The organism is Actinomadura sp. NPDC023710 (genome assembly GCF_040639875.1).
In the GTDB taxonomy this organism is placed as follows: Bacteria; Actinomycetota; Actinomycetes; order Streptosporangiales; family Streptosporangiaceae; genus Spirillospora; species Spirillospora citrea.
This window is the reverse complement of the sequence record NZ_JBFAGB010000005.1, coordinates 155,502-172,992: the sequence shown is the minus strand read 5'-3', so window position 1 is coordinate 172,992 and position 17,491 is coordinate 155,502. Positions and strand designations below refer to the sequence as shown.

The 17,491-nt window shown below is 73.0% G+C and carries 17 protein-coding genes; 4 read left to right on the top strand and 13 right to left on the bottom strand.

Annotated features, from left to right (window positions below; genetic code table 11):
- Nucleotides 1-18 precede the first annotated feature (18 nt).
- Nucleotides 19-1,494 (bottom strand): serine/threonine-protein kinase, encoded by a 1,476-nt coding sequence (locus tag AB0H37_RS08100; protein WP_360611924.1) that lies wholly within the window; start codon nucleotides 1,492-1,494, stop codon nucleotides 19-21.
- Nucleotides 1,495-1,858: 364 nt separating this feature from the next.
- Between AB0H37_RS08100 and AB0H37_RS08095 the strand changes: the two genes are divergently transcribed.
- Nucleotides 1,859-2,224: a DUF4870 domain-containing protein gene (locus tag AB0H37_RS08095; protein ID WP_276514203.1), complete on the top strand. Its 366-nt coding sequence runs from the start codon at nucleotides 1,859-1,861 to the stop codon at nucleotides 2,222-2,224.
- 18 nt (nucleotides 2,225-2,242) lie between these two features.
- Here AB0H37_RS08095 and AB0H37_RS08090 read toward each other — a convergent pair whose 3' ends face one another.
- The 3 genes from AB0H37_RS08090 to AB0H37_RS08080 form a co-directional block, all read right to left on the bottom strand.
- Entirely contained in the window at nucleotides 2,243-3,067 is an 825-nt protein-coding gene (locus AB0H37_RS08090; RefSeq protein ID WP_329093883.1) for a TIGR03619 family F420-dependent LLM class oxidoreductase, read from the bottom strand.
- Nucleotides 3,068-3,134: 67 nt separating this feature from the next.
- Nucleotides 3,135-3,884 carry a hypothetical protein gene (locus AB0H37_RS08085; RefSeq protein WP_360611923.1) on the bottom strand — a complete coding sequence of 250 codons (750 nt, stop codon included), beginning with the start codon at nucleotides 3,882-3,884 and terminating at the stop codon, nucleotides 3,135-3,137.
- 60 nt (nucleotides 3,885-3,944) lie between these two features.
- Nucleotides 3,945-4,628 carry a cyclase family protein gene (locus AB0H37_RS08080; protein WP_179833419.1) on the bottom strand — a complete coding sequence of 228 codons (684 nt, stop codon included), beginning with the start codon at nucleotides 4,626-4,628 and terminating at the stop codon, nucleotides 3,945-3,947.
- A gap of 45 nt (nucleotides 4,629-4,673) precedes the next feature.
- On the opposite strand from AB0H37_RS08080, the gene AB0H37_RS08075 reads away from it, so the two are divergent.
- Both AB0H37_RS08075 and AB0H37_RS08070 read left to right on the top strand, forming a co-directional pair.
- Entirely contained in the window at nucleotides 4,674-5,501 is an 828-nt protein-coding gene (locus AB0H37_RS08075; RefSeq protein WP_329093887.1) for a HipA family kinase, read from the top strand.
- A complete protein-coding gene (locus tag AB0H37_RS08070) occupies nucleotides 5,498-5,914 on the top strand; it encodes a DUF3037 domain-containing protein (RefSeq protein WP_360611922.1) in 417 nt (138 codons plus the stop codon). Before AB0H37_RS08075 ends, AB0H37_RS08070 begins: the two co-directional genes overlap by 4 nt.
- A 48-nt stretch (nucleotides 5,915-5,962) precedes the next feature.
- Here AB0H37_RS08070 and AB0H37_RS08065 read toward each other — a convergent pair whose 3' ends face one another.
- Nucleotides 5,963-6,871 carry a hypothetical protein gene (locus tag AB0H37_RS08065; RefSeq protein WP_089312821.1) on the bottom strand — a complete coding sequence of 303 codons (909 nt, stop codon included), beginning with the start codon at nucleotides 6,869-6,871 and terminating at the stop codon, nucleotides 5,963-5,965.
- Nucleotides 6,778-7,341, bottom strand: coding sequence for a S8 family serine peptidase (locus AB0H37_RS08060; protein WP_360611921.1), 564 nt, complete (start codon nucleotides 7,339-7,341; stop codon nucleotides 6,778-6,780). Before AB0H37_RS08060 ends, AB0H37_RS08065 begins: the two co-directional genes overlap by 94 nt.
- On the opposite strand from AB0H37_RS08060, the gene AB0H37_RS08055 reads away from it, so the two are divergent.
- Nucleotides 7,226-7,474, top strand: coding sequence for a hypothetical protein (locus AB0H37_RS08055; protein ID WP_360611989.1), 249 nt, complete (start codon nucleotides 7,226-7,228; stop codon nucleotides 7,472-7,474). The genes AB0H37_RS08060 and AB0H37_RS08055 overlap by 116 nt on opposite strands.
- Here AB0H37_RS08055 and AB0H37_RS08050 read toward each other — a convergent pair.
- The 7 genes from AB0H37_RS08050 to AB0H37_RS08020 form a co-directional block, all read right to left on the bottom strand.
- Entirely contained in the window at nucleotides 7,471-8,427 is a 957-nt protein-coding gene (locus AB0H37_RS08050; protein ID WP_360611920.1) for a hypothetical protein, read from the bottom strand. The genes AB0H37_RS08055 and AB0H37_RS08050 overlap by 4 nt on opposite strands.
- A gap of 67 nt (nucleotides 8,428-8,494) precedes the next feature.
- Nucleotides 8,495-9,337 carry a GNAT family N-acetyltransferase gene (locus tag AB0H37_RS08045; protein WP_179838494.1) on the bottom strand — a complete coding sequence of 281 codons (843 nt, stop codon included), beginning with the start codon at nucleotides 9,335-9,337 and terminating at the stop codon, nucleotides 8,495-8,497.
- Between the two features lie 115 nt (nucleotides 9,338-9,452).
- Entirely contained in the window at nucleotides 9,453-11,039 is a 1,587-nt protein-coding gene (locus tag AB0H37_RS08040) for an alpha/beta hydrolase (protein WP_360611919.1), read from the bottom strand.
- 193 nt (nucleotides 11,040-11,232) lie between these two features.
- Nucleotides 11,233-12,834, bottom strand: a complete 1,602-nt coding sequence (locus AB0H37_RS08035) for an alpha/beta hydrolase (protein WP_229809859.1) — start codon at nucleotides 12,832-12,834, stop codon at nucleotides 11,233-11,235.
- Between the two features lie 193 nt (nucleotides 12,835-13,027).
- Nucleotides 13,028-14,683 carry an alpha/beta hydrolase gene (locus AB0H37_RS08030; protein ID WP_179833414.1) on the bottom strand — a complete coding sequence of 552 codons (1,656 nt, stop codon included), beginning with the start codon at nucleotides 14,681-14,683 and terminating at the stop codon, nucleotides 13,028-13,030.
- Nucleotides 14,684-14,965: 282 nt separating this feature from the next.
- The gene (ispG, locus tag AB0H37_RS08025; RefSeq protein ID WP_329093900.1) at nucleotides 14,966-16,159 is read right to left on the bottom strand and encodes a flavodoxin-dependent (E)-4-hydroxy-3-methylbut-2-enyl-diphosphate synthase; all 1,194 of its coding nucleotides are present in this window, start codon (nucleotides 16,157-16,159) and stop codon (nucleotides 14,966-14,968) included.
- 114 nt (nucleotides 16,160-16,273) lie between these two features.
- Nucleotides 16,274-17,473 carry a site-2 protease family protein gene (locus AB0H37_RS08020; protein WP_360611918.1) on the bottom strand — a complete coding sequence of 400 codons (1,200 nt, stop codon included), beginning with the start codon at nucleotides 17,471-17,473 and terminating at the stop codon, nucleotides 16,274-16,276.
- Nucleotides 17,474-17,491 lie beyond the last annotated feature (18 nt).

Genomic DNA, 17,491 nt, shown 5'->3' with positions numbered 1-17,491 from the left:
GTGGCCGCCGGGAGACGATCAGGAGCGCGACAGCGGCCCGGTGACCGTCCACTGCCGGCCGCTCGGCGACGTCCCGCTGTAGTGGAAGATCAGGCGGTCCCCGCCGGACCCGGGGGTCAGCGTGACGGTCCCGGTGTCCACGCACCGCTCCGCGCCGAACGTGATCCGCTCCTGGAACCGCAGCGTCTCGCCCGTCCGCCCGGCGAGGGTCTCGGTGCCCGCGCAGTTCTGCTCCGGGTAGGTGATCCGGCCCGCGCCGCCGCCCGCGGGCAGCACCAGTCTCGCCGGGAAGACCTTGCCGTCGTTCTGCGTCACCTGTCCCGTCCACGTCCCGGCGTACCGCGCCGGGACGCCGGTCTGCCGGGACTCCGCCGCGTCCGGGCCGGACGGCGCGGGCGGCGAGGTCGCCGGGGTGCTGGACGCGGTGGCGGGCAAGGGGCCGACCGCGCCCGGACCCGCCGGGTCCGCGCCGCCGCCCTCCCGTCCGGACATCGCGTACGCCGTCACCGCGACGGCCGCGGCGACCGCGACCACCGCCGCCGACACGGCGACCACGCCCGGGACGCCCCGCCGCGGCGGGTCGGTCCGCGCGGGCGGGGGCGGCATCAGCACCGTCGGCCCCCCGGCGGGCGCGTACGGCGCCGCCGGAGCGTGCGGAGCGGGCGGGACCGGGGCCTGGTGCTCGTCGCCGATCAGGGTCCGCAGAACCTGCGACGCCTCCGGACGCGTCGCCGGGTCCTTCGCCAGGCACCGGACGGCCAGGTCGCGCAGCGGGCCGGTCAGCTCGCCGAGGTCCGGCTCGCCGTGCAGGATCCGCCCGACGGTCGCGGTCATCGTCTCGCCCGCGAACGGCAGCCGCCCCGACGAGGCGAACACCATCGTCGCGGCCCACGCGAACACGTCGGCGGCGGGTCCGGCGCGCAGCCCCTCCAACTGCTCGGGGGCCATGAACGCCGGGGTGCCGATCGCTCCGCTGGAGGTGATGGTGGCGCCGTCCATTGCGCGGGCGATGCCGAAGTCGATGACGCGCGGCCCGTCCGGGCCGAGCAGCACGTTCCGCGGCTTGAAGTCGCGGTGCACGACGCCCGCCCGGTGGATCGCCACCAGCGCCGTGGCCGTCCCGACCGCGAGGCGCTCCAGCGCGCCGCGCGTGCGCGGCCCCTCGCTCATCACCACGTGGTGCAGGGACGGGCCGTCGACGAACTCGCTCACGATGTAGGGGCGGTCGCCCGCCACATCGGCGTCCAGGATCGCGGCCGTGCAGAACTCCGCGACCCGCTTGGCGGTCTCCAGCTCGCGCATGAACCGCGCACGCGCCTCGGACTCCTGACCGAAACCCGCGTTCAGCAGCTTCACCGCGACCCGCCCGTGGGGGCCGCCCTCGTCCTCGCCGAGGTAGACGACGCCCTGACCGCCCTCGCCGAGCCGGCCGGCCAGGTGGTAGCGGCCGAGCCGATCGGGGTCGCCCGGACGCAGGGTGCCCGCCGCCGACATGTGTGCCTCCCGACCCGGTGAGACCCGCGCCGGCGAGCCCGGTTCCTATAGATTCCTGCAGTATCCCGCAACGGGACGCCCGAAGAGGACATGAGGACGACACGTGACGGACCAGCCCCCGCCACCTTCCGATCAACCGCCGCCCGACCAGCCCCCGCCAGACCAGCCACCGCCTCCCCATCAGCCGCCGCCGTATCACGGCGCCTACGGCCAGCCACCGGGTCAGCCACCAGGCCCGCCCCCGGGTCAACCCCCGGGCCCGCCGCCGGGTCAGCCGCCGGGCCCGCCGTTCGGCCCGCCGTCCGCCGGTCCGTACGACCCGCGTTACGGGTACGGCCCTCCCGGCGTCCCCTACGGCCCGGGCATGCAGAACCCTGGCGAGGAGACGACATGGGCGATCTTCGCCTACGTCGGTAACATCCTGATCGGCTTCCTGCCGCCGCTGGTCATCTACCTGGTGAAGAAGAACACCTCGCCGTTCACCCGCTTTCACGCGGCGCAGTCGATGAACTACCAGCTCACCATGCTGATCCACCTCGTGGCCGTGGCGGCGGTCTGCGTCCCGCCGGCCATCCTGCTGGACGCGCCCGGGTTCCTCGCGCTGTTCATCCTCCCGTACCTGGAGCTGCTGATCGGCGGGTGGGTGTTCCTCATCCTCGGCGCGGTGAAGGCCGGCAAGGGCCAGTACTACCGGTTCCCGACCTTCTTCTGCTACCGCATGATCCGTTAGCGCCGAGGATCCGCCGGCTCACAGGTGGGAGCGGGCGTAGCCGTCCAGCACCGGCAGGACCGAGTCGCGGTCGCCCGCGGGCACCCGCAGCACGACCTCCTCGATCCCGAGCGAGGCGAAGTGGTCGAGCTTGCCGGGGGTGGGCAGCGTCCCGAAGGGGACCACGGGCACCATGGCGCGTCCCGCGTCCTCGCAGGCACGGCGCAGGGCGGGCAGGGCCTCCCGGACGCCCGCACCGCCGATCGGCATCCACCCGTCCCCGTACTCGGCGATGTGCGCGAACAGCGTCGGGCCGGGGGCGCCGCCGAGCAGCACGGGGACGCGGCGGGACGGCTTGGGCCACGCCCGGCTCGGCGCGAAGCCCGCGAACTCCCCCGCGAAGGAGGCCTCCTCGTCCGTCCAGAGGGCCCGCATGGCGAGGACGTGCTCGCGCGCCACGGCCCGCCGCCGCTTCCACGGGACGCCGTGGTCGGCGCCCTCCTCGGCGTTCCACCCGAAGCCGATGCCGAGCGCGACCCGTCCGGGCGCCAGCCGGTCGAGGGTGGCGACGGCCTTGGCGGTGACGATCGGCTCGCGCTGGGCGGGCAGCAGGACGCCGGTGCCGAGGACGATCCGCTCGGTCGTCACGGCCGCTGCCGCGAGCGACACGAGCGGGTCGAGCGTGCGGGCGTACTCCTCGGGCAGGGCCGCGTCGCCCGTCGGCGGCGGGGTGGCGCGGGACACGGGGATGTGGGTGTGCTCGGGCAGGTAGAGCGAGGCGAAGCCGCGCGCCTCCGCCTCCGCGGCCAGTTCGTGCGGCGCCATGGTCAGGTCGGTCGCGAACATCGTGATGCCGAGGCGCATGCCGTGTCCCTTCTCCGCGGGCTCCGCACCCTACCGACACGACCAAGCGATTGCTCGACCGGGCGGGTCAGCCGCCGAGGTCGCAGACGGCCGCGGTCGCGTCGTCGTGCACCTTGTTCCGGGGCCACCGGACGGCCCCTGGGTCGGTGCGCTCGACCTTCCGCGTCCGCTCGATCAACCCGGCGGGCCCCGGGTCCACGGCCAGCGCCGCCAGCCCGGCCCAGCCGGTGACGCCGAACAGGTCGGCGAGGCGCGTCGCCCCGTCGGTCAGCAGGAATGCGCGCCGCAGGTCGGCGGCCGGCACCGTGCCGGTGATCGCGGCGTCGGCCACGGCCGGGTCCGCGGCGGCGTAGTTCCGCCCGCCGGTGATCTCCCGCAGGCCGTCGCGGCCCTCCAGCAGGACGGTGGAGTCGGCCAGCACCAGGTAGTCGACCAGCCCGCCCCGCAGCCGCAGGGCGAGCACGGTCGCCGCCGGGGTCGTCGGAACCCGCAGGTCGCAGGTCGCCCGGTGCGCGGACGCCACGTCCGCGATCGCGCCGGCGAGCCGCGCGACCAGCGGCCGGGCCCCCGGCCGGTGCGCGCCCTCGGGCGGCCCCACCGGCGGGCCCGCCTGCGGACCGAGCCCCTCCAGCGTCCGCGCCAGAAGCCGGGTGCCGAGCGAGCGGGAGTACCAGGCGGTCCCGTGCGCGCAGCCGAGGTCGGTGCCGAGTGGCAGCCCGCACCCGTCGAGCACCACGACCGCCCCGGCGGCCGCCGCCACGAAGTCCTCATTGGGCCGCTCGGGGCTGCCCTGATCCGTCGCCCACTCCACCCGCATCCGTCCACGCCCTCCCGTCGACCGGCCCCCAGTATGGGCCGGACGGCGCGGGCTCCGCCCTCAGACGAGGACGGCGCGGTCGTCCACGCGCGCGACGGCGCGGACGGGGGCGCCGTCCGCGCCCACCAGGGCCAGTGGGAAGAGGGAGACCTCGATCGCGCAGCCCGCGGCCTGGGCCTCGGCGAGGCGTCCGAGACCGGTCAGGTTCTCGGCGATCACCGCCCCGGCGCCGCAGAGGACGCGGTGGGCGGCGAGCGAGAAGTCGTCCGAGCCGGGCGGCGGGGTCCGGTCCACGCTGAGCGCGTCGATGCCCACCGTCCTGACGCCCGCCGCCACGATGGCCTCCGCGGTCTCGGGCGCCGGATAGGGATGGGCGAGGTAGCCCTCGGTCCCCCAGTGCCCCGACCAGCCCGTCGCGATGAGCAGGACGTCGCCCGGCGCGAGACCCGGCGGGACGGCCTCCGGTGGTATCGGCGCGCGGGGCGGCAGGCCCCGGACGTCCATCACCACGGCCGGACCGGTGAAGCGCGTCAGCGGCAGCTCGTCCAGCCTCGGAAGCGTGTCGTCGATGTGGAAAGGGGCGTCCACGTGCGTTCCGGTCTGCGACCCCAGGTGCAGCCGCAGCACGTTCACCCCGGCCTCCGCGACCGTGAGGGCCGGGACGGCCTCCACCTCGGGGTCGCCCGGATAGACCGGCATGCCCGTGACGATCGGCACCGACAGGTCGAGCAGCTCAACGCCCATGAAACCGATTATCCCGGCCGCCGCCCCAGCCGATAGCGTTGCGACGTGTTGCCACATGTGACCGCCATCCGCTACGTGACGCCGCTCCGCGAGGGCGGATCGCTCCCGGGCGTCGTCGAGGCCGACGACCTCGGCACCTACGTGATGAAGTTCCACGGGGCCGGGCAGGGCCGCAAGGCGCTGATCGCCGAGGTGATCGCCGGTGAGCTGGCGCGCCGGCTCGGCCTGCGGGTGCCCGAGCAGGTGCTCATCGACCTGGACCCGGCGATCGGTCGACACGAGCCCGACCCCGACGTGCAGGACCTGCTGAAGGCCAGCCCCGGCTGGAACCTCGGCGTCGACTTCCTGCCCGGGTCGCTCGGCTTCGACCCGCTCGGCTGGAGCACCGACCCGGGCTTCGCCTCCCGGGTGCTGTGGTTCGACGCGTTCATCGGCAACGTCGACCGAAGCTGGCGCAACCCCAACATGCTCGTGTGGCACGGCGACGTGTGGCTCATCGACCACGGCGCGAGCCTCATCTTCCACCACGCGTGGTCCAACGCCGCCCGGCTGTTCTCCGGCCCCTACGACGTGGACGACCACGTGCTGACCCCGTACGCGACCCGGCTGGAGGAGGCCGAGGCCGAGCTCGCCCCGAAGATCACCGAGGGGCTGCTGCGCGAGGTCGCCGGCCTCGTCCCGGACCGCTGGCTGGAGGGCGAGCCCGGCTTCGCCGACCCGCAGGCGCTCCGCGACGCCTACCTCGACATCCTGCTGCCGCGCGCCGGCAAGCCGCGCGAGTGGCTGCCCGACCTCGACGTCAGCGCCCACCGCCCGGACACCTCCGCGCGGCGCGGCCAGAACCGTCCCGGCTGGCTCGGGGGGACCTCGTGACCGCCGCCAGGACGACCAACATCAGGACGGCCGCCGAACCGGCGGTGTTCGAGTACGCCGCGCTGCGCGTCGTCCCGCGCGTCGAGCGCGGCGAGTCCATGAACGTCGGCGTGGTCGTGTACTGCCGCGCCCTCGACTACCTCGGATGCCGCACCCACCTGGACGAGCGGCGCCTGCTCGCCCTGGACGCCTCGCTCGACCTGGCGGGCGTCCGGTCCGCCCTCACCGCGGTGGACGCGGTGTGCTGCGGCGGCGAGCGCGCCGGCCAGGCGGCGCGGGAGGCCCCGGGCGCGCGGTTCCGGTGGCTGACCGCGCCGCGCAGCACGATCGTCCAGCCGGGCCCGGTGCACGCCGGGCTCACCGGGGACCCGGCCGCCGAACTCGACCGTCTCCTCGACCTGCTCGTGCGGTAGCGGCCGGGCGAGCGGACCGGGGGCCCGCCGCTCGGTTCCGCTCCCGGCTCAGGTCCACTCCCAGCGGATGCCGTGGTAGCCGGCGGCCATCCCGAACTCGATGAAGTGGACGCTCTGGTAGCTGGACAACCGCAGGTCGGCGGAGTCCTTCAGCGCGGTGTGCCCGTCGGGCCGCCACGTCCGGTAGCAGCGGGCGGGCAGCGCCGCCGGATGGAACCGGACCTCGATGAGGTACTCGTGCTGCGGGGTGCGGAAGCCCCGTCCCTCCTCGGTCACGGGCGGGCCGGTCTCCTCGAACCCGAAGCCGTACTCCAGCAGGTAGGTCTCGCCGCGCCCGAGCGCCCGGTCGAACAGCAGCTCGGCGGCGATGAGGCCGCTCGTCTCGTCCATCCGGACGCGGCCGAACCGGCAGCCGCGCACGGTGCGGGACGAGGGCAGCACGCCCTGCGGGTGGTGGTAGACGGCGATCCAGCGGTCCACGCCGCGCTGCTGGGCCTGGAACACCGCGCGGACGCGGACCTCGCGCAGTTCCCGGCGCCGCCCGATGAGGTACTGGTCGTGCAGGCTGAGCCCGGTCAGCTGCCGCTCGCCGCGGTCGCCGATCTCGTCCAGCAGGTCGCGGACGCCCGGCTCGGGGCACAGCTCCTCGACCGGCAGCCAGGGCCCCGCGGGACGGTCGGTGGTCGGCCTGAGCAGCGTCAGCAGGGAGTGCCGCGGCAGTTCGAGGATGGTCTCCAGGCCGCGGACGGCGCGCAGCGAGTCGGCGCGCTCGGGCCGGGTCCGGCCGCGCTGCCAGTAGCTCAGCGTGGACAGGCTGACCGCGATGCCCTGCTCCTCCAGCCGGCGCCGCAGGGAGTCCAGGCTCAGGCCGCGCGCCTGGATGGCGGCGTGCAGGGCGACGTTGAACGGCCCGTACTGGAGGACCTGGAGAAGATCGTCCTCTGCGACACTCTGCATGCTCGGCCTCCGGATCGGCTCCGGCCGGCCCCCGCAAAACGGCCTTGACTACCGCAATTGCAACTTCCGCGCTCACTGTAAGGCTCCGCGGCCCCGATGCCAACAGGCAAACTGTCACAACCGTCGGCCCTGGCCTCCGCGGCGTTGGAGGTGAGCCAGCTGCGGATGACGCCGTAGGAGGCGTCGCCGTCGGCGGCCTTGTAGAGGGCGGCGACGCCGGTGGCGTGCGGGGTGGCCATCGAGGTGCCGCTGATGGTGTTCGTCCCGCCGTTCAGCCAGGTCGAGGTGACGGACGACCCTGGCGCGTACAGGTCGACGCAGGATCCGTAGTTGCTGTAGGAGGCCCTCGCGTCGGTGATCGTGCTCGCCGCGACGGTGGTGGTGTTCGCCGCGCTCCCCGGCGAGTGGTCGCAGGCGTTGCGGGCGTCGTTGCCCGCGGCGGCGCCGTTGCCGCCTAGGGCGTCGTACACGTTGGACGCGCGGCCGCCGAACTGCGGATGCGCGGTGTCGATGCCCCACGACGGGGGGTTCTGCTGCGTGCTGTCGGCGTGGACGACCGCGTCCTGCTCGATGCGCGCGACGCCGGGGGCGCCGCGCAGCTAATGCCATTCCCACTCGATGCCCACTATTCCGCGACGGACGGTTCCGGCCGCGAGGTTCGCGCTCCCCGAAGTGCCGATCCACAACTCGCCGAGCCGCCGGCGCGGGGACGCGGAGCTCTCGGCCGTGAAGCCGTAGCAGCGGGCGGGCAGCCGGTCGCCGTCGAACTGGACGAGCGCCACGTAGTCGTGCACGGGATGCGAGAAGCGCCGGTCGTAGCCGTCAGGCGCGGGCGGCCCGATCGCGCCCAGTTCGTACTCGATGACCGCGGTGTCCCCCGTCGCCAGCACCCTGTCGAAGACCAGCTCGAACGCCACCAGCCCGCCCTCGGCGCGGATCCGGCCGGGGCGGCAGTACCGCACGTCCAGCAGCCCGGCCGGGTCGCCCACCGCGTCACTTTTCGCCACGGCGGCGTCCCCCTCCGCAGTGCCGGCCAGGTCGGCGTCGCCCGTCCGGTGGACGCAGACCACGCGGTCGATGTCGTCCCCGGCCGCCCGCAGGACGGTGCGCACCGACAGCGTCCAGGACCGGCGCGCCTCGTCCAGCCGGTAGACGTCGTGGACGCCGAGCCGTTCGAGGCGGTGGTCGCCCGAGCGGTCGAGCTGCCCGACGAGGCAGGCGTAGCGCTCAGGGTCGGGCCACAGGTCACGGACGCCGCGGCCCCGCTCAGTCCCGTTCGGCTGGCCGGCGCCGCCGCGCACGACCGCTCCCCGGACGGGCGCGGAGTTCGGCGCGGGGTCCTCCAGCAGCTCGACGAGGGCGCCGGACGGCACCTGCAGGATCTCCTCCAGCGCGGCGACGAGGGTGCGCGAGCGCGGCCGGCTGCGGCCGCGCTGCCAGTAGCTGAGGGTGGCCACGCTGACCGTGAGCCCGCGCCGGCCGAGCCGGTGGCGGATCCGCTCCAGGGTCAGCCCGCTCGCCTGGATCGCCTGCCGCAGTGCCCCGGCGAACTCCACGGCGGGATGGTACCCGGCCCAGAAGATCGATTCAGGTACCGGGATAGATCAGGCACGCAATGACAATTCAGAACAGAATCGACATGAAGGAGCCCAGTTCGGTGAACCCGACCCGGCGGTACGCCGCCCGCGCCCGGGTGTTGTAGTCATTGACGTACAGCGAGACGGTCGGCGCGATGCCGTGCAGCGCCTCCCGCACCACCGCGGACATCCCCGTCTCCGACCGGCCCTGCCCCCGCAGATCGGGGGGCACCCACACGCCCTGCACCTGGCAGGCCCGCGGGGTGACGGCGCCGACCTCGGCCTTGAACATGACGCGGCCGTCCTCGATCCGGGCGAAGGCGCGGCCGTCACGGATCAGTTCGGCGACGCGGGCCCGGTAGAGCACGCCTCCGTCGCCGGCGTTGGGCGACACCCCGACCTCTTCGGTGAACATTGCCACGCAGGCCGGGTAGACGATGTCGAAGTCCTCCATCCGGACCCGGCGCACGCCGGGGTCGGCGGGCACGTCGGGGACGCTGGAGGTCGCCATCACCGGCTGGGCGGCGCGGACGGCCCGGGGCGGCCCCCAGTACGGCGCGAGGATCTCCCACAGCTCCCCCACGGCGCCGACGGGCCCGACGATGGACGAGCAGCGCCGTCCCTGCGCCTGGGCCCGCTCCGCGAACGCCCGGACGGCCTCCGGCCCGGCCGCGACCGGGATGAGGTTGGCGCCCGAGTAGCACAGCGCGACGAGCCTGCCCTCACGCAGGTAGCCCCACATCTGGGCGCCGAGGCGGCGCGGATCGAGCCCCGCGGCGTGCACGCGGGAACTCACGAACACGTTGGACACCGGGTCGGCGTCCAGGATCGCGAGGGCTTCCGCACGGTACCGGTCGTCCAGCACGCGCACCGGCATCGAGCCCAGCATCCGCACGGCTACCGGCCCCCGGCCCTCACCACTGAAAGCTCCACGTGGCCAAGACTATGCCGTCCCGGCGCCGCGCACCTCCGCGGCCTCGGTCACGGCCCTGTCCCCGGAGGGGTCACCGGTGCGCGGCCGCCTGCTCCGCTCTGCCCGCCTTGGCCACGACCGGTTCGGGCCCGGCCGCGCACTTCTGGTCCGGTCCCGGCCGGCTCGCGGGCAGCCGCCCACCGCCGAGGTAGGCGGCGACGGCCCCGTCGACGCACCTGTCGCCGGACAGCGAGACGCCGTGGTTGCGCCCGTCGGCCTGGACGAGCAGCCTGGACGTCGGGAACCGGCGGTGCATCTCCAGCGCACCCGGATACGGGGTCGCGGCGTCCTCGGTGGCCTGCACCATCAGGATCGGCGGCAGCCCGGAGCCGCCCCCCACCCGCGGCGGCGGGCCGCCCGGCACTCCCCAGAAGGCGCAGGGCGCGTTGTACCAGGTGTTGCTCCAGGTCTCGAAACGGTAGCCGCGGCGGTAGAGGCGCTCGCTGTCGGCGTGCCAGCGTCGCCAGTCGCGCGGCCAGGCGGCGTCCCGGCACTGGACGGCGTTGTAGACCGTGTAGTTGTTCTGGTCGAGCCGTGACGGCGGCTGCCACACCTTGCGCAGCGGCCCCGGGTCGTGCCGGACGGCGTAGGCCGACAGGGCCCTCGCGTGCGCGGCCCAGTTGTAGTCGCCGTACCCGTCGGCAAGGAACGCCTCGTCGAGTTCGGAGGGCCCGATCCGCCCGTCGATCGGCTTGGCCTTGAGCGCGGCGCGCACCCTGGCGTAGGCGGCGGCCACCTTCCGGCCGGAGTCGCCGAGCCGGTAGGTCTTGTGGTGGCGGGCGATCCAGGCGAAGTACGCGTGGATGCGCTTCTCGAAGGCGACGTTCTGGTCGAGGTTGTCGTCGTACCAGACCCCGCTCGGCCGGACGACGCTGTCGAGCACCATGCGGCCGACCCGCTGCGGGTACATCGTGGCGTACACCGCGCCGAGGTACGTCCCGTACGAGTACCCGAAGAAGCTGATCTTCTGCTGGCCGAGGGCGGCGCGGACGGCGTCCATGTCGCGGGCCGAGTCGGCGGTGCCCATGTGCGGGAGGACCGCCCCGTACCGGCGGGCGCAGTCGCCGGCGTAGTGCCGTGCCCTGCCCTTCCACGCCTCCTCCTCCGCCGCGCTCGCGGGGACGGCGTCGGGGCGGGCGCGGCCGGGACTCTGGTAGCCGGGGTCGCAGATCAGCTCGGGCCTGCTGGCGCCGACGCCGCGCGGGTCGAAGCCGATCCAGTCGTAGGACGCGGCGACCTGCTTCGGCAGCGACCCCGCGAAGAAACCGGACAGGTCGCGCCCGTGCGCGCCGGGCCCGCCCCGGTTGAGCAGCACCGCGCCCTTGGACCTGGACGCCGTGTGCCGGGCGCGGGTCAGTTCGAGGGTGATCTGCCTGCCCGCCGGGTCGGCGTAGTCGAGCGGCACCCGGAGGGACGCGCACTGCAGGCCCTTGAGCCGGGTGCCCTCCACAGGATCCTTGGCGGGGCAGGACTTCCACGCGAGGCCGGCGGGCCTCGGTTCGGGGTGGAGGGCGGGGGCGGCGCCCGCGGGCGTCCCCAGTGCGGCCCCGGCGACGGCGAGCGTGACCGCGGCGGCCGCCGTCCCGGCGGCGGCCCTCTTTCCAGCGTCGTTCAGCACGTTCGCTTTCTACCGGCGGGACGGCCGGGAAACGCGTACCTCGGGGATCGCGCGATTCCGGCCCTAACCGGGACCAGTACCGAGAACCGCCCGCCCGCAAAGCGAAACGCGGTGTGCCCGGCCCGCCCCGCGAGGGGAGGGGACGGGCACACCGCGGAACGGCGTGCTACCCGCGTGCCGTACTAGCCACGTGTCACGGGCGCCCGACCGGGAGGTCCTTGCCCGCGGAGGCGCGCGCGGCCTTCGCGGTCACGGCCGTCGGGTCGGGGTCGTTCAGCTCCGGGACGGCCTTGCAGTAGGCGTCCGGGCCGCGGTGGCTCTGCGGCAGCGCCCCGGTGTCGAGGTACGCCGCGACCTTGTCGTCCAGGCACGTGTTGCCGTTGAGCGTGTTGGCGTGCGTCTTGCCGCCGACCTCGAACACCAGGCGCGAGGACGGGAAGACCTTGTGCATCTCCAGGCCGCCCGCGACCGGGGTCGCCGCGTCCTGGGTGGACTGCACGAGCAGCATGCCCGCCAGGCCCTTGGCGCCCTTCAGCTTGAACTCCGGCCCGCCCTGGAACGGCCAGAAGGCGACCGGGGCGTTGAACCAGACGTTGCTCCAGGTGTTGAACCTGTAGCCCTGCCGGTAGAGCTTCGCGGCGTCGTAGTGCCACTTGCTCCAGTTGCGCGGCCAGCGGGCGTCGGCGGCCTGGACGGCGTTGTAGACGGCGAAGCCGTTGTCGTCGCCGCCGGGGCTCATCCAGTCCAGGAGCCCGGAGGCGTCCTTGTCGTTGGCCCAAGCCGAGAGCGCCTGCGCGAAGGGGATGTAGTAGCCGGTGTTGTAGCCGGCGGACAGCACCGTGTCGTCCAGCTCGTCCGGCCCCATCTTGCCGCCGATCGGCGCCTTCTTCGCGGCTGCGCGGACGGCGTAGTACTTGGCCTCGACGGCCTTCTCGCTCTTGCCGAGGTGGTAGAGCGAGTCGTACTTGGCGATCCAGGCCCACCAGGCCTTCATGTTGTGCTCGAAGGCCTTGTCCTGCTCCAGCTGGGCGTCGTACCAGACCGTCTTCGGGTTGACGTTGCCGTCCAGCACCATCCGCTTCACGCGCTTGGGGAAGAGCGTGGCGTAGGTGGCGCCGAAGTAGGTGCCGTACGAGAACCCGTACCAGCTGATCTTGTCCTGGCCGAGCGCGGCGCGGATCGCGTCGACGTCGCGCGCGGCGTCGGTGGTGCGCATGTGCGGCAGCAGCCAGCCGAACTTCTTCGCGCAGTCCTGCGCGTACTTCTTCGACTTGGCGATCCAGGCCTTCTCCTCCTTGGCGGAGGAGGGGACGTAGTCCGGCCGGATCGGGTCGGAGAAGTTCGGGTCGCAGCTCAGCGCGGGCTTGCTGGAGCCGACGCCGCGCGGGTCGAAGCCGATGATGTCGTACTTGGCGGCGACGTCGGCGTGCCCGGTGCCGCCGATCCAGCGGGCGAGGGCGGGCGCGTACTCGATGCCGGTGCCGCCCGGGCCGCCCGGGTTCACGAACAGGGTGCCCTGGTAGTTCTTCTCGTCGGTGTGCCGGAAGCGCGACACCGCGATGGAGATCTTGCGGCCGTTGGGCCGGCCGTAGTCGAGCGGCACCTCGACCTGGGCGCACTGCGCCTTGTTCATCGGGTCACTGGGGCCGCTGACCTCGCACGCGCCCCAGTCGATGCCCTTGGCCGCGACCGTGGCGGCACCGGAGCCCCCGGTGTCCGCGTTCGCGGAGACGGCGTACCCTGCGCCCCCCGCCGCCACGACCGCAGCGGTCGCGACGAGAACGATCCTTTTCACTTGACCCCCTCAGATCGGCGACTCCGGGCCGGCGCCATGCCGGAGGGGGGTGTCGCCGATGCGTGGCTGTTGCGTACCGGCTGCGTTTCGCAACCCGTGTGTCGCTACCTGTGTGTCGCTACCTGTGTGCCGGCGGGTGCCGGACCCCGGGGAACGCTCCCCGGGGTCCGGACCGCATGGGCCGCGACCGGCGTCAGCGGATGACGTCGGCCTTGAGCTGCGCGGCCTTCTGCGAGCCGCTCAGCGTCCTGGCGGTCGCCGTCGACGGCGGCGTCGGGTCACCGAGCTGCGGGACGTGGACGGTGCTCTGCTCCGGACGCTCTCCCCGCAGGAAGTAGGCGTCGAAGTAGGCGTCCACCTGGGCGGAGCCGCGGTGCACGATGCAGTGCGTGCGGTCGCCGTCCTGGACGACCAGGCGCGAGCCCTTGAGCCTGCGGTGCATCTCCAGCGCGCCCGCGTACGGCGTGGCCGCGTCCGCGGTCGACTGGAACATGAGGATGTTGCGCGGCAGGTCACGGGTGTGGCCGATGTTCACCGGCTTGCCGGCCTTGGCGGGCCAGTACAGGCACGGGGCGTTGTACCAGGCGTTGGCCCAGGTCTCGAACGGGTGCTTCTTGTCGATCCGCTCGTTGTCGCGCTGCCACTTGTTCCAGCTCAGCGGCCACTGGACGTCGGTGCACTGCACGCCGAGGTAGACGGCGTACCCGTTGTCGTCGGAGCCGCCGGTCGTCGGCGCGCCGTAGGTCTGCGCGAACGTGGCGGTGTCTCCCGCCTTGTACGCCGACAGCGCGGCCGCGTACCCGTGCCAGACGGCCTGGCTGCGCCGGTACCCGGCGTTCAGGATCACGTCGGTCAGTTCGTCCGGCCCGACGGCGAGCGTCTGCCCGCTGTCGGGGTCGGTGTAGTAGAGCGGCTTGTTCTTGAGCTTCGCGCGCAGGTCGTAGAAGAAGCTCCGGACCTGCTTCTGCGTGGTGCCGAGGTGGTACACCGAGTCGTACTTGGCGACCCAGCCGAAGTAGTAGTCGATGTTGATGTCGAACTGGATGTCCTGGTTGAGGTTGGCCTCGTACCAGGCGTCGGAGGGACCGACGTTGCCGTCCAGCACCATCTTCCCGACGTTCTTGGGGTAGACGGTGGCGTAGGTGGAACCGAGGTAGGTGCCGTAGGAGGCGCCGTAGTAGTCGAGCTTCTTGTTGCCGAGCGCCCGCCGGATCGACTCGACGTCGTTGACCGAGTCGATCGTCTTGATGTGGTTGAGCAGGCCGGTCTTGTCGGCCTTGCCGCACGCCTCGGCGTAGCCCTTGGACAGCTTCAGCCACGTGTTGACCGACGCGCGGTCACCGGTGCCGTAGTCGGGGCGCGGGGCGTTGGTGTAGTTCGGGTCGCAGCTCAGGGCCGGGACGCTCATGCCGACGCCGCGCGGGTCGAAGCCGATGACGTTGTACGCCTCGCGCATCGGGGCGGAGTTCTGCGCGAACACCCGCGGCCCGAACAGCGCGCCGCCGCCGCCCGGTCCACCGGGGTTGACCACGATGTCGCCCTTGGCCGCACCGGAGCCGGTGTGCGGCGTCCTGGTGAGCTGGAGCGTGATCTTCTTGCCCTGCGGCTTGGCGTAGTCCATCGGCACCGACAGCTCGGCACACTGGACGATCTTGGAGACCGGGTACAGCGCGTCGTACAGGTCGTGCACCGTCTGGACGAAGTCCGCGGGGCAGGCGTGCCACTTGGCCGCCGAGGGGTTGAATCCTCCGGCCGTTCCGGCGGAGGGGCTCGCGGCCTGTGCGCTTGTGGCGCCGAGACCGGTGAGACCGAGCCCGGCCACCGCGGCCACGACAACGATCCTCTTCACATATCCCCCTATCGTGCCGACTCCGGTTGAGTCAGACATACGGGTAAATGAGTGAAGATTGTGGCGGTTCTGGCGTACGGCCCGACAGAGGCCCGTCAGAGTGGATGCGGAATCGTGACAAGATCAGCGGAACTCTGTGACAACTCCGGACGTTCCGGTCGCGGATGCCCAGCTCCGGGGCAGGTTCCGGGCACGCGAAAAGGCCCCGGGTCGCAAGACCCGGGGCCCTGAAGGCTTGCTACGGCGCCTGCCGCGGCGCGGGCGCCGGCCCGCGCGCGGGGGTCAGCCGACCACCACCTCGGCGCCCGGTCCGGAGACCGTGCCGTCCTCGGCGATCTCGATGCCCATCTCGTCGGCGATGCGCATCGCCTCCTCGATCAGGGTCTCGACGATCTGCGCCTCGGGGACGGTCTTGACGACCTCCCCCTTGACGAAGATCTGGCCCTTGCCGTTGCCCGACGCGACGCCGAGGTCGGCCTCGCGGGCCTCGCCGGGCCCGTTCACCACGCAGCCCATCACCGCGACGCGCAGCGGGACCGGGAAGCCCTTCAGCCCGGCGGTGACCTGCTCGGCCAGCGAGTACACGTCCACCTGCGCGCGGCCGCAGGAGGGACAGGAGACGATCTCCAGGCCGCGCTTGCGCAGCCCGAGCGACTCCAGGATCGCCGCGCCGACCTTGACCTCCTCGACCGGCGGCGCCGACAGCGACACCCGGATCGTGTCGCCGATGCCCTCCGCCAGCAGCGCGCCGAACGCGACGGCCGACTTGATCGTGCCCTGGAACGCCGGGCCGGCCTCGGTGACGCCGAGGTGCAGCGGGTAGTCGCAGGCCGCCGCCAGCTTCCGGTACGCCTCGATCATCACGACCGGGTCGTTGTGCTTGACCGAGATCTTGATGTCGCGGAAGTCGTGCTCCTCGAACAGCGAGCACTCCCACAGCGCCGACTCCACCAGCGCGTCGGGGGTGGCCCGGCCGTGCTTCTCCAGCAGGCGCTTGTCCAGGGAGCCGGCGTTCACCCCGATGCGGATCGGCACGCCCGCGTCCTTGGCGGCGCGAGCGATCTCGCCGATCCGGTCGTCGAACTTCTTGATGTTGCCCGGGTTGACACGGACGGCCGCGCAGCCGGCGTCGATCGCCGCGAAGACGTACTTGGGCTGGAAGTGGATGTCGGCGATGACGGGGATCGGCGACTTGCGCGCGATCGCCGGCAGCGCCTCGGCGTCGTCCTGCGACGGCACGGCGACGCGGACGATCTGGCATCCGGACGCGGTCAGTTCCGCGATCTGCTGGAGCGTGGCGTTCACGTCGGCGGTGAGGGTGGTGGTCATCGACTGCACCGACACGGGGGCGTCGCCGCCCACCGGGACGGCGCCGACCATGATCTGCCGGGATCTGCGGCGGGGCGCGATCGGACCCGGCGCCCCCTGCCCGTCGCCTTCGCCGCGAACGCTCGGTATACCCAGTGAAACGCTCATCCCTCTCCTCAATTTTCGGCCCCGTACAAAGCCTAGGTGCCCCGCGCGGCTGAGTTGACGGCACCCGGCTTCCACCAGTGTGACCATTTGAGCACACTCGGTAAACGTTTCACGTCATTCCGGTAGTCGCAGGGGGTTGAGCAGGTCGGCGAGGATCAGCAGCACCCCGAATCCCACCAGCAACAGGACGGCCAGGTATGTCAAGGGCATGAGCCGGGTCATGTCGACGGTGCCCGAATCCGGCCGTCCCCTGATCCGGTTGACGCCGGCCCGCGCCCGCTCGTAGGCGACGACCGCGAGGTGTCCGCCGTCCAGCGGGAGCAGGGGCAGCACGTTGAGCGCGCCGAGGAAGATGTTCACCGAGACGACGAGCGACAGGTAGAGGGCGAGCTTGTCGCGGGCGGAGCTCTGGGCGGAGAAGATCTGCCCGGACACCTCGGTCGCGCCGACCACACTGCCGACCTGGCCGCCGGGCGTGCTCCCCCGCTCGGGCGAGAACAGCTTCGGGACGGCGGAGGGCAGATCCGCCGCGGCCCGCCCGATGCCGGCGACGGTGCGGCCGATGCCCTGCCCGGCGAACACGGCCGCGTTGAGCGGCCCGGTCCGCTCGTACCCCGCGCCGACGACCTTCGCCGACATGCCGACGAACGGCCGCCCGTCCATGTCCGCGAGCGTGATCGGCAGCGTCACCGGCCCCGGCGCGCCCGGCCGCACGACCACCGCCGTCACCGTCTGGCCCGGCTTCGCCGCGTCGATCGCCCTGGTGAGCCCGGCCCAGTCGGAGACCGCGGTGCCGTTGAACGAGACGACGCGGTCGCCCGCGCGCAGCCCCGCCCGGGCGGCGGGGGACGGCGGCCGGTCCCCGCCGCAGCCGCTGGACATCGAGGCGGGCACGCAGGCCGTGACCTCGTCGACCGTGCTGGTCACCGTCCCGGACTCCCGCACGCCGATCGTCATGGCCATCACCATGAGCAGCAGGAACGCGAACACGAAGTTGGCGACCACCCCCGCGACGATGACGACCGCGCGGCGGCCGGCGGGCTGCCGGTAGAACGCGCGCGGGCGGTCGGCCGCGGGGATCTCCTCCAGCGGCGTGTAGCCGATGATCTTGACGAAACCGCCCAGCGGGATCGCCTTCACGCCGTACTCGGTCTCGCCCCGGCGGATGGACCACAGGGTCGGGCCGAAACCCACGAAGTACTGGGTGGCCTTCATCCCGAAGCGCTTGGCGGTGAGCAGGTGCCCGCCCTCATGGAGCATCACCGAGACCAGCAGTGCCACCACGAACGCCACCGCGCCGAGGAAGAAGGCCATCGGGTCCCCTCCGGGGTT